Below are 12330 nucleotides of genomic sequence, written 5' to 3' on the forward strand. Positions count from 1 at the left end.
TCCCTCAGCGCAGCTTGGGGTCGAGGGCGTCGCGGACCGCGTCGCCGAGCATGATGAACGCCAGCACCGTGATGCTCAGCGCCCCCGCCGGCCACAGCAGCATGTGCGGCGCGTTACGGATCTGGGTGGCGGCGGACGAGATGTCGATGCCCCAGGAGACCGTCGGCGGCTTGAGGCCGACGCCGAGGAACGAGAGCGTCGCCTCCAGCGAGATGTACGTACCGAGCGCGATGGTCGCCACGACGATGACGGGAGCGAGCGCGTTGGGCGCGATGTGCCGCAGCAGCATCCGCGGGGTGCTCGCCCCGAGGGCGCGGGCCGCCTGCACATAGTCCTGCTGCTTGGCGGAGATGACCGCGGAGCGCGCGATACGGGCGATCTGCGGCCAGCCCAGGACCGCCATCAGCAGCACGACGGTGAAGATCGAACCGCCCTTGATGACGGAGAGGAAGACGATGCCGCCGAGCAGCACCGGGATGCCGAAGAAGATGTCGCCGATCCGCGAGAGCACCGCGTCCCACCAGCCGCCGAAGAACCCGGCGAGCCCGCCGAAGACACAGCCGAGGAGGGCGGCGAGCAGGGTGGTGCAGATGCCGACGACGACGGAGGCGCGGGCCCCGTACACCGTGCGGGCGTACACGTCGCAGCCCTGGGTGGTGAAGCCGAAGGGGTGGCCGGGCGCCGGGCCCTGCTGGGAGCGGCCGAGGTCGCAGGCGTAGGGGCTGGTGCCGGTCAGCAGGCTCGGCCAGATCGAGATCACGACCAGGAAGAGGATGAGGACGGCGGAAAGGTAGAAGACCGGGTTGCGGCGCAGGTCCCGCCAGGCGTCGCCCCACAGGCTGCGCGGCGCGGCCGCCGCCTCGGGAGCCGTCGCCTCGGGAACGGCGGCCGCCTCGGTCGCGGGGGCCTGTTCGGTGATCTCAGGCATAACGGATCCTCGGGTCCAGGACCGCGTAGAGCAGGTCGACGATCAGGTTGGCGGCGAGGAAGACGACCACGAGGATGGTCACGAAGCCGACGACGGTGGGCGCGTTCTGCCGCAGGATGCCCTGGTAGAGCTGGTAGCCGACGCCCTGGATGTTGAAGATCCGCTCGGTGACGATCGCGCCGCCCATCAGGGCGCCGATGTCGGTGCCGAGGAAGGTGATCACGGGGATCAGCGAGTTGCGCAGCAGATGCACCCCGACGACGCGCCGCCGGGGCAGGCCCTTGGCGGTGGCGGTGCGGATGTAGTCGGAGCGGATGTTCTCGGCGATCGAGGTGCGGGTGAGGCGGGCGACGTAGGCGAGGGAGACCCCGGCCAGCACGATGCCGGGCAGCAGCAGTTCGCCGAAGGCGACGTCGTTGGAGACCGCGGGGGCGGCCCAGGCGAGCTTCACGCCGATGAAGTACTGGAGCAGATAGCCGGTGACGAACGTCGGGATGGAGATCACCAGCAGGGTGAAGACCAGCACGCCGGTGTCGGCGAGGCGGCCGCGGCGCATCCCGGCGACGATGCCGAGCCCGACGCCGACGACGACCTCGATGGCGAAGGCCACCAGCGTCAGCTTGATGGTGTTGGGAAAGGCCGAGCCCATCAGTTCGGCGACGGGCGTGCCGTTGAAGGCGGTGCCGAAGTCGCCGCGGAAGATGCCGGCCATGTACTGGAGGTACTGGCTCCAGAGCGGGTCGTTCAGGTGCAGGGATTCCCGGATCTGGGCGGCGGTGGCCGGATCGGGCGTCCGGTCTCCGAACATCGCGGCGACGGGGTCGCCGAGTGCGTAGACCATGACGAAGATCAAGAAAGTGGTGCCGATGAAGACGGGCACCATCTGGAGCAGGCGTCGGATGACGTAGCGCCCCATGTGTCCTCCAGTAAAGCGCCGACGCGGGGGCGGCCGGGGCCGCGCCCGGGACCGGGTGGTCGCGGGCGTGGCCGGCTGCTCTCGCCGCCGTGTGCGGGTGTGTTCTCGCGGGCGGGGCCAACCCCGAGGGGCCGACGGGCAGTTGGTGCCCGTCGGCCTCCTCAGCGGTGGCCGCGTCGGGTCAGCCCTTGACCTTGATCTGGGTGAAGACCGGGAAGCTGAAGGCGTTCAGCTGGACGCCCGAGACGTGCTCGGACCAGCCCGCGGTGCCGTTCTGGTACCAGAGCGGGATGCTGACGACCTTGTCGAGGACGATCTTCTCGGCCTGCTTGTAGAGGTCGGTGGCCTTCTTGACGTCCGGTTCGGCGCCGGCCTGCTTGAGCAGGGCGTCGAACTTCGGGTCGCTGAACTTGGCGTCGTTGGAGGCGCCGCCGGTCGCGTACAGCGGGGTCAGGAAGTTCTCGATCTGCGGGTAGTCCATCTGCCAGCCGGCGCGGAACGGCTGGACCATCTCCTGCTTGGTGATCTGGTTGCGGAAGTCACCGAAGGTACCGACGGGGTTGCCGACGCACGCCTTGTCGTCGCCCAGCACCGTGTTGATGCTGTTGCAGACGGCGTCCACCCACTGCTTGTGGGAGTCCTTGTCGGCGTTGTAGCTGATGGTCATCTTCCCGCCGGGAAGGCCGCCGCCCTCCTTGATCAGCTTCTTCGCCTCGGTGGGGTCGTACGTGCAGGTGTCGCCGCAGACGTCCTTGCTGTAGCCGTTGGCGTCGCCGAGGACGGGCGAGGTCAGGTCCGTGGCGGGGGTGCGGGTGCCGTTGTAGACCTTCTCGGTGATCGCCTTGCGGTCGATCGCCATCGACAGGCCCTTGCGGACCTTCTCCATGCCCGGCTTGTTCCAGCTGTCCTTGTACAGCGGGAAGGTGACGACCTGGTTCACGCCCGCGGGCTGCGAGAGGTAGTTGCCCTTCAGGTCCGACTTGGCGTTGCGGATCTGCTCGGCGGGCACGTCGTCGTCGACGTCGAGGTTGCCGGACTGGAGGTCCGCGTAGGCGGCGTTGGAGTCGGTGTAGACCTTGAGCAGCACGCCCTTGTTCTGCGGCTTGTCGTCCCCGGTGTAGTGCGTGTTGGGGACGAGCTTCATCTGCTTGCCCTTGTCGTACGAGTCCACGGCGTACGGGCCGTTGCCGACGGGCTTGGCGAGGTAGCCGTCGTGGTCGCTGAAGAACGTCTTGGGCAGCGGCGCGAACGCCTTGTAGCCCAGGCGCAGCGGCCAGGTCGACATCTTCTCGTTCAGCGTGACGGTGAAGGTGTGGTCGTCGACGACCTTGAGGCCCGAGAGGGTCTTCGCGGTCGGCTTGCCCTCGGCGGGCGCGACCTTGTCGTAGCCCTTGATGTCGGCGAAGAAGTACGAGTTCTTCTGCGCGTTGGTGGCCAGCGCGCCGTAGTTCCAGGCGTCGACGAACGAACGGGCCGTCACCGGCTCGCCGTTGGAGAACTTCTCCCCCTGCTTCACCTTGATGGTGAAGGTCTGCTGGTCCTTGGTCTCGATGGACTGCGCGACGTCGTTCTTCGCCTCGCCGGTCTTCGGGTCGTAGCTCTTCAGGTTGCTGAAGATCATGTCGAGGACCTTGCCGCCGAGCACCTCGTTGGTGTTGGCGGGCTCCAGCGGGTTCTGCGGGTCACCCCAGTTGGCCCGGACGACGCCGGGTTCGGCGCTCGCACTGCTGCCGCCGCCACAGGCCGTGGCCCCCAGGGCCACGACGATCGCTCCTGCGACCCAGGTGGCGCTCTTGGCACCGCGCATGGGATTGCCTCCTCATGAGTCCATCTCTCGATATGGAAAGGAGCCGGCGCGACTGACACCCCTGACAGTCCACAACCAGCCCCCGATGCTCGTGAGTCGGCGCTTCTTACGGCGCGTGACCCATTGACCCGAGCTCAATACCGCCCAGTCTCAGTCACGTTCCGGCCATAAACCACGCGTAAGCGGTCTCGATTAGGTCACATCTCTTGCTTATGGAGTTCGAAATTCGGACAAAGCAAACTATCCACACGTGGAAGAAAGGGACGAGGTGCGCAATGTCACTGCCAATTTGTTCCGGATAACGGACACCGCTCCAACTGGTCGAGACCAAGCCGCCATTGACAAGATCAACTCACCACGGTAAAAGCCCGCCGCACGCCCGGTCCCGCGGGCCGGCCCGCACACGGCGAAGCGCCCCGCCGGACCGGAGTCCTGCGGGGCGCTTCGTGGAATCAGCGGTGCCCGGGGGCGTCAGCGCTTGGCGCGCGACGCGGTGCGGCCGCGCTCCTTCTGGTCGAGGACGACCTTGCGGATACGGACCGCCTCCGGGGTGACCTCGACGCACTCGTCGTCGCGGCAGAACTCCAGCGACTGCTCCAGGGAGAGCTTCCGCGGCGGCACGATCGCCTCGAAGGAGTCGGCGGAGGAGGAGCGCATGTTGGTGAGCTTCTTCTCCTTGGTGATGTTGACGTCCATGTCGTCGGCGCGGGAGTTCTCGCCGACGATCATGCCCTCGTACACCTCGGTGCCCGGCTCGGTGAAGAGCACACCGCGCTCCTGGAGGTTGGTCATCGCGAACGCGGTGACCGCACCGGAGCGGTCGGCGACCAGCGAGCCGTTGTTACGGGTCTTCAGCTCGCCGAACCACGGCTCGTGGCCCTCGTGGATGGAGTGGGCGATACCGGTGCCGCGGGTGTTGGTCAGGAACTCCGTGCGGAAGCCGATCAGACCACGCGAGGGGACGACGAACTCCATGCGGACCCAGCCGGAGCCGTGGTTGGACATGTTGTCCATCCGGCCCTTACGGGTGCCCATGAGCTGGGTGACCGCGCCCATGTGCTCCTCGGGCACGTCGACCGTCATGCGCTCGACCGGCTCGTGGGTCTTGCCGTCGACCTGCTTGGTGACCACCTGCGGCTTGCCGATGGTCATCTCGAAGCCCTCGCGGCGCATCTGCTCGACCAGGATGGCCAGCGCCAGCTCACCTCGGCCCTGCACCTCCCAGGCGTCGGGGCGCTCGGTGTCCAGGACGCGGAGCGAGACGTTACCGATCAGCTCGCGGTCCAGGCGGTCCTTGACCTGGCGGGCGGTGACCTTGCGGTCCTTGACCGCGGACTTGGCGTCCGCGCCCTTACCGGTGCCGCCCCGGCCGACCAGCGGCGAGGTGTTGGTGCCGATGGTCATCGAGATGGCGGGCTCGTCGACGGTGATCAGCGGCAGCGCGACCGGGTTCTCCGGGTCGGCCAGCGTCTCGCCGATCATGATGTCGGGGATACCGGCGACCGCGCAGATGTCACCGGGGCCGGCGACCTCGGCGGGCTTGCGGGTCAGCGCCTCCGTCATCATCAGCTCGGTGATGCGGACGTTCTGCACCGAGCCGTCGCGCTTCATCCAGGCCACGGTCTGGCCCTTGCGCAGCTCGCCCTGCTCGACACGGAGCAGCGCGATACGGCCGAGGAAGTTGTCCGCGTCGAGGTTGGTGACGTGGGCCTGGAGCGGGGCGCTCTCGTCGTACTCCGGCGCCGGGACGTGCTGGAGCAGCGTGGAGAAGAACGGCTCCAGGTTGGTGGAGTCGGCCGGGACGGTGCCGTCCTCCGGCTTGGTCAGCGACGCGATGCCGTCACGGCCGCACGCGTAGACGATCGGGAACTCGATCTGGTCCTCGTCGGCGTCCAGGTCGAGGAAGAGGTCGTAGGTCTCGTTGACGACCTCGTCGATCCGCGAGTCCGGGCGGTCCGTCTTGTTGATGCAGAGGATGACCGGCAGACGCTGCGAGAGCGCCTTGCGGAGCACGAAGCGGGTCTGCGGCAGCGGGCCCTCGGAGGCGTCGACCAGCAGCACGACCGCGTCGACCATCGACAGACCACGCTCGACCTCGCCACCGAAGTCGGCGTGACCGGGGGTGTCGATGATGTTGATCGTGATCGGGTCGCCACCGTCCTTGGGGTGGTACTTGACCGCGGTGTTCTTCGCGAGAATGGTGATGCCCTTCTCGCGCTCCAGGTCGTTGGAGTCCATGACCCGGTCGTCGACGGAGTCGAGCTGGTGAGCGGCGAAGGCCCCCGCCTGCTTGAGCATGGCGTCGACGATGGTCGTCTTGCCGTGGTCGACGTGGGCGACGATGGCGACGTTGCGGATGTCGTGGCGCGTGGGCACTTGCGGCGCTTCTCCCGGAATCGTGGTGGGCGGCGCGTACGGTCCGGCACGCGCGCCTGCCGGGCATGAGAAGCCACGGCCTCACCCCATGGTACGTGGCTGTCGCGGCTTCAGCCGCCCCAGCCCGTCCGCACCCGGCCTGACCTGGACGTTCTCACCGATTGTCCAGGCCCGCGCCCACCGGATTCCGCCCTCCCGCCGCCGCGCCGTCAACCGGGCGCGGAGCGGCGGCGGGGCCGGGGCTCACTTCGCGTAGCCGATGTCCTGGAAGCGCGGGGCGGCGAAGCCGAAGGAGCCGACGTTGACGAGGGACCGCTTCGTCGCGACCAGCTCGGGCCGCTGGTAGAGCGGGATCGAACCGGCCGCCGCCCAGATCCGGGCGTCCGCCTTGTTCAGCGCCTCCCGCGCGGCCTTCGGGTCGAGGTCGGAGACCGCCTCGTCGAAGAGCTGGTCGACGCGGTCGGAGCCGACGCGGGTGTAGTTCTGCCCGACCCTGAGCGAGCCGTCCGGCGCCGGCTGCGGCTTGGCGTAGACCGGCCGGGCGTCGGTCGACGGGTAGGCGGTGCCCGGCCAGGAGTAGAGCGCGAGGTCGTAGTCGCCGGCCTCGATGTGGTCCTGGAAGTAGCGGTCGTCGGCGACCTTCTGGACGGCGGTGGCGATGCCGATCCGGGAGAGCATGGTGGCGATCCGGTGGCCGACGGTGCGCAGCTCCGCGGAGGCGGGGCCGTCCGGTACGACGAAGCGCAGGGTGAGCGGTCTGCCGCTCTTCTTCACCGCGGGCGCCCGCGCCGCGATCTGCTCGCCCGCTTTCTCCGGGCCGCCCGCGGCGGCGTCGCCGGGGGCGCCGCCGTGGCCGGCCTGCGCATCGCCGTGGGCGGGCTGCGGCGATGTTCGCCCGTCGCGGCCCGAGCGCCATCCGGCGTCCGCGAGCAGCGTCTTCGCGGCGTCGGTGTCCGTACCGCCGACGGCGTCGCTGTGGTCGGCGTACCCCTCCTGCCCGGCCAGCAGCAGATGGCTGCCGGGCGTGGTGGCGGGCAGCCGCAGCGGCTTGAGGACGGTGTCGGCGAGGGTCTGGCGGTCGATGGCGCGGGCCACCGCGCGCCGCACCCGGTTGTCGGCGAGCGGGCCGCTGCCGCCGTTCAGCGCGAGCTGGGTGTACGCGGGCTGCAGGGCCCGGCGGACGGTGTAGCCGCGCAACGTCTTCAGCGCGGCCGCGGCCCGGGCCTCGGCGGCGGCCGCCTCGGAGCCGCGGGCGGCGGCCTGGGCGCGGACGGCGTCGGCGGCGACCTCACCGCGCGGGGTGTCCTCGCCGGCCCCGGCCTGGGCGCCCGCGTTGCCCGCGTGGACGCTCTTGGGGACACCGGCGGGGGCGGCGCCGCCGCTCGCCTGGTCGATCTTCTTCGCGACCGTCGCGTCGATCTCCGCGACGTCGACGTCCCCGGAGCTGAGGGCCTCGGCCCGCTTCCCGCGTGCGACGGCGCGCAGCTCCAGCCGGTCGAGCTTGGCGGGCGCGCCCCACCAGTGGCGGTCGCGCTCCAGGGTGAGGGTGCCGTCGTCGGAGTTCCGGTCGCCGACGGCGAACGGTCCGGCGGTCACCGGGAGCCGGTCGCGGGCGCCGTCGTTGAAGTCGTCGGCGTTCTCCATCACGGACTTCGGGTAGAGCGGGGTGAACAGCGCCTGCCAGTCCGCGTAGGGCCGGGCGAAGGTGACCTTGACCTCGTGCGGTCCGGCGCCCTGTTCGACCTGGGCGATGCGGTCGTAGCCGGCGTTGCGGGCGGTCCAGTACGCGTGGTCGGTGCCGCGCAGCGCCTTCCACTGGGCGAGGAAGTCGGCGGCGCCGATCGGCCGGCCGTCGCTCCAGCGGGCCTTGGGGTTGAGCTTGTAGACGACGACCTGCCGGGGCTCGCGCCGGGTGATGTCGGCGGCGGTGAGGTAGTCGGCGTTGCGCTGCGGGGTGCCGGTGCGGTCGAGGGTGAAGAGGGACGGCAGGACGGCGCCGGTGACCTGGGTGGTGGCTCTGTCGGCGTCGGTGTGGAAGGCGTTGAGGGTGCCGGGCAGCGCGTCGACCGCCCAGCGGACGGTGCCGCCGTTGGCGACCCGGCCGCGCGGCGCCGCCGCGATGTCCTGGGCCAGGCCCGCGGCGCCGCCCCCGTCGTCGTCCGCGCACCCGGCCAGGACCGGCAGCGGCAGCAGCACCCCCGCGGCGAGGAGAGCGGCGCGGCGCACGGCGCGGCCTGGGCTGACGTGGTCGGTCATGGCTGTTACCTCCGGGGCTCGCCGACGCCGCGCCGAGCGCGCCGCGACACGTCCGGCCCACTTGGCTGCTCATCACATCTATGGCACCCCCACTGAAGGCGACCGGGGGCGGCCCGGCCGCCCGACACGGCGGCGCCCCGGGGCAAGGCCACCCGCCCGGCGGAAGAGCGGGAGAGGGCGGTCGGGAGGCGGAACGGCGGCCGCGGCGCCCGCCCCGCCTTTCCCGCCCCACCGTGACGCGGGACACTCGGAACGTAGGAGGTCGTCCCCGCGCTCCGGAGACCTCGCCCCGCGCCGACGGCCTTCCCGGACGACGTTTTCGGCAGAGAGGGCGGATCATGTCCCTTCACGACGAGCTGACGGCGGCCGAACGCACCCTGGACGAGCTGACACGTGCCGTGGAGCGGCTGGAGCGACGGCTCGGCGACGGGCTCGACATCCGCCGGGTACGCACCGACACCGATCACCTGGGCGACAGCCTGCGCCTGCTCCGCGCCGGGGCCGGCACCGCCCACACCACCCGCACCGACGGCGACCGCGTCGTCCCCGTCCCCGACACCCCGTACGACAGCGCCCTGTGGTCCGACGCGGAGGACGAGGGCCTGGGGGCCAAGGACCGGCACGCGCCCTGACCGGGGGGCCGGGGCACCCCGCGTCCGCAGCCGGAAACGGGCCCCGCACCCGCGGGGCCCGCCGCTCAGAACATGCTCAGCAACGCCTCGGCCGGATCCGGCGCCGGGTGGTCGCCGTCGGGCAGCGCCAGTTCGAACCAGACCGTCTTGCCGCGCGGAGTGCGTCTGCTGCCCCAGCCCGCGCTGAGCAGGCCGACCAGCTGGAGGCCGCGGCCCCCCTCGTCGGTGTCGCGGGCGCGGCGGCGGCGCGGCTGGGCGAGGTCGGCGTCCCACACCTCGCACACCAGGGACCGGTCGCGCAGCAGCCGCAGCCGGATCTCGCCGTGGCCGTGCCGCAGGGCGTTGGTGACCAGTTCGCTGACGAGCAGCTCGGTGGTGTCCACCAGCTCCTCCAGGCCCCAGTCGGTCAGCTGGTCGCGGGCCAGCTCCCGGGCCCGCGCCACCGACCGGGCCTCCGGGGCCAGGCTCCAGTCCCCCACCGCGTCCTTGGGCAGCCCGTGCACCTGGGCCATCAGCAGCGCGATGTCGTCCTCGCCGTGCGAGGTGTCCAGGGTGGACAGGACGTGGTCGCAGGCGTCCTCCAGCGGCCGGTCGGCGTCGAGCGCGCTGCGGAACGCCTCCAGGCCCTCGTCCAGCGGATGGTCGCGGGACTCCACCAGCCCGTCGGTGTAGAGGGCGAGCAGCGCGCCGTCCGCCAGCTCCACCTCGATCTCCTCGAACGGCTCGCCGCCCACGCCCAGCGGCATGCCCGGCGGTACGTCCAGCAGCACCGCCTCCGCGCCCTCCTCGACCAGCGCCGGCGGCAGATGCCCGGCGTTGGCGAACGTCGCGCGGCGGGTGATCGGGTCGTAGACGGCGTAGACGCAGGTGGCGAGGTAGACCTCGGAGAGGTCGGCGGTCCCGGCGGCGTGCGGGACGCCGGGGGCCGGGGAGCGGCCGGCCGCGCCCCGCTTGCCGCCGCGGCCCTCGCCGCCGCCCAGACCGCGGGCGACCTCGTCCAGCGCGGCCAGCACCTCGGCCGGCTCCAGGTCGAGGAGGGCCAGCGTGCGGACGGCGGTACGCAGTTCCCCCATGGCGACGGCGGCGCGCAGCCCGCGGCCCATGACGTCGCCGACGACCAGCGCGGTGCGGTGGCCGGGCAGCTCGATGACGTCGAACCAGTCGCCGCCGACCTCGGTGGCGGTGGTGCCCGGCAGATAGCGGCAGGCGATGTCGAGGCCCGCGGCCTCCGGGTCACCGGGCGGCAGCAGGCTGCGCTGGAGCATCAGCGCCCGCTCGTGCTCACGGCGGTAGAGCCGGGCGTTGTCGATACAGACCGCGGCGCGGGCCGCCAGCTCCACGGCGAGCGCGGTGTCCCGCTCGCCGAACGGCTCGCTGCCCTTCGTCCGGGAGAACTGCACCAGGCCGACGACGGTGTCCCGGGCGACCATCGGCACGGCGAGCGTGGAGTGCACCACGGCGCCCAGCTCGCGGCCCTCCTCGCTCTCCCGGCCCGGGACGATCTGCGCCTGGGCGGTGCGCAGCGCACCCGCGCACGGGGAGTGGAACGGGTAGCGGTGGACCGCGCCGACCGCGACCGGTCCGCCCTCGGGCGCAGCGGGCATGGTGGCGAGCGGCGCGTCGGAGACGGCGCTGGAGAACGCGACGCGGCGCAGCTCCGCGCTGCCGTCGCTCATCCCGGGCGGCGCCTCGTCGCCGGCCAGCAGCCCCTGGTAGAGGTCGACGGAGGCCAGATCGCAGAACTGCGGGACGGCGACGTCGAGGAGGGTGCGGGCGGTGGTCTCCAGGTCGAGGGAGTTGCCTATGCGGGCGCCCGCCTCGTTGAGCAGCGCGAGGTTGCGCCGGGCGTTGGCGGCCTCGCGTTCGGCGCGGCGGCGCCCGGTGACGTCGGAGGCGAGGGCGGCGACGCCGATGGGGCGGCCGCTGGCGCCGTGCAGCCGGTAGAGCGAGACCGACCAGCGGCGCCGGTCCTCCGCTCCGGGCACCACGCCGACCAGCTGCATCTCGGTCACCGACTCACCGGTGTCCAGCACCCGCCGCAGCGCCGCCGTCATCCGCTCCGCCTCGGCCCGCGGCAGGAAGTCGTACGGGGTGCCACCGCGGTACTTGCTCGCCGGGCCGCCGAAGACGGTGGCGAAGCGCTCGTTGACGCGGAGCAGCCGCAGCCGGGTGTCGAAGAGGGTGAAGCCCATCGGGGACTGGCCGAAGACCGCCTGCGCGGCGGCGAGGTCGGTCTCGATGCCGCGCAGCGCCTTGACGTCGACGACGAGGCAGAGCGCGGCCCGCTCACCGGTCTCCGTCGCGGACGGCATGACGTAGATCTCCGCGAGCCCGTCGGCCTCGCCGCCGTCGGCGCGGCGGTAGGGCACCAGGCCCGTCCACTCCCGGCCGTCCAGGATCCGGGAGACCGCACGGTGCCCGCTCTCGCGCAGCTCGTGGGGGACGAACGCCTCGACGGGGTCCCTGCCGACGGCCTGTTCGGCGGAGATGCCGAGCATGTCGGCGGCCCGCTCGCTCCAGCCGTCGATGCGGCCGTCGGGCCCGAGGGAGAAGGACGCGAGGCGGATGTAGTCGTAGATCGACCCGGGCCGGCTCGACTGCCACACCGGCGGTTCCTGCGCCACGCGATCGGGCGGGACGAGGACCGGGTCGGCCTGTCCCTTTCCGCCGTGACCTGCGGTCTGCGCGGGAACCGTCCCGCCGGATGACAACTCGCTCACGAGCCCCGTCCCCTCCAGCTCATCGTGCCCGGACCGGACCTGCCGAGTAAATCAGCACCTCGGCACTTCGGAACACGGTCTTCACGATCACAGCACAGTCTCGATCGCGGCTCCGGCACGGTTTGTCGACGAATGGGCAACGACGCGTGTCGACCGGATCCACCTGTCTCCTAACCCACCACCGGCAGCTCGAACCACACCGTCTTGCCGCTGTTGCCGTGCCGCGTCCCCCAGCGCCGGGAGGCGCGGGCGACCAGTTGCAGTCCGCGTCCGCCCTCGTCATCGGGGGTGGCGACGCGCTCCAGCGGCGGATCGGGCAGCGGATCGGAGACCTCGACGAGGAGTCCGCCGCCGAGCCGTTCCAACCGGACGCCGATCGGGCCGCTGGCGTACGTCAGGGAGTTGGTGACCAGTTCGCTGACGAGCAGCACGGCGGTGTCGGCGACGCCCTCCAGACCCCAGTCGGTGAGGGTCGAACGGACCGTGGCCCGCGCGGTGCGGACAGCGCCGGGCTCGGCGGGGAAGCTCCAGCCGGCGACGGCGGACGTGCCGGGGACCGTGTCGCGACGGCGGACGGCGGGGTGTGCCGAATCAGGGGCCCCTGCCGCTGCGCTGTCGCTCACGCCAATCACTTCCCATGGTGCGGTGAACCACCACACCCGCCTACAAGAGGGTCATTCAGGACATACCCGATA

At 71.5% G+C, this 12330-nt stretch carries 8 protein-coding genes; 1 reads left to right on the forward strand and 7 read right to left on the reverse strand.

The annotated features are described in order from the left end of the window. Positions 1 to 4: 4 nt before the first annotated feature. From ACF1BH_RS01965 to ACF1BH_RS01985, 5 genes are all read right to left on the reverse strand, one after another. Entirely contained in the window at positions 5 to 928 is a 924-nt protein-coding gene (locus ACF1BH_RS01965; RefSeq protein ID WP_391640433.1) for an ABC transporter permease, read from the reverse strand. Then, complete coding sequence (locus ACF1BH_RS01970; protein WP_391640434.1) at positions 921 to 1844, reverse strand: ABC transporter permease; 924 nt, start codon at positions 1842 to 1844, stop codon at positions 921 to 923. The genes ACF1BH_RS01965 and ACF1BH_RS01970 overlap by 8 nt, the downstream gene beginning before the upstream one ends. Before the next feature lie 181 nt (positions 1845 to 2025). Next, positions 2026 to 3651, reverse strand: a complete 1626-nt coding sequence (locus tag ACF1BH_RS01975; protein WP_391640435.1) for an ABC transporter substrate-binding protein — start codon at positions 3649 to 3651, stop codon at positions 2026 to 2028. Between the two features lie 471 nt (positions 3652 to 4122). Continuing rightward, a complete protein-coding gene (gene typA / locus ACF1BH_RS01980) occupies positions 4123 to 6027 on the reverse strand; it encodes a translational GTPase TypA (RefSeq protein ID WP_391640436.1) in 1905 nt (634 codons plus the stop codon). 243 nt (positions 6028 to 6270) lie between these two features. After that, positions 6271 to 8283 carry an ABC transporter family substrate-binding protein gene (locus ACF1BH_RS01985; protein ID WP_391640437.1) on the reverse strand — a complete coding sequence of 671 codons (2013 nt, stop codon included), beginning with the start codon at positions 8281 to 8283 and terminating at the stop codon, positions 6271 to 6273. Positions 8284 to 8621: 338 nt separating this feature from the next. On the opposite strand from ACF1BH_RS01985, the gene ACF1BH_RS01990 reads away from it, so the two are divergent. Then, on the forward strand, positions 8622 to 8915 hold the full coding sequence (locus ACF1BH_RS01990; protein ID WP_391640438.1) for a hypothetical protein: 294 nt from the start codon (positions 8622 to 8624) through the stop codon (positions 8913 to 8915). Positions 8916 to 8980: 65 nt separating this feature from the next. On the opposite strand, the gene ACF1BH_RS01995 is transcribed toward ACF1BH_RS01990, so the two are convergent. After that, entirely contained in the window at positions 8981 to 11635 is a 2655-nt protein-coding gene (locus ACF1BH_RS01995) for a SpoIIE family protein phosphatase (protein WP_391640439.1), read from the reverse strand. A gap of 170 nt (positions 11636 to 11805) precedes the next feature. Beyond that, positions 11806 to 12267, reverse strand: a complete 462-nt coding sequence (locus ACF1BH_RS02000; RefSeq protein ID WP_391640440.1) for an ATP-binding protein — start codon at positions 12265 to 12267, stop codon at positions 11806 to 11808. Positions 12268 to 12330: the final 63 nt, after the last annotated feature.

Origin of the sequence: Streptomyces sp. NPDC014733 (genome assembly GCF_043083385.1) — a bacterium.
Classification (GTDB): Bacteria; Actinomycetota; Actinomycetes; order Streptomycetales; family Streptomycetaceae; genus Streptomyces.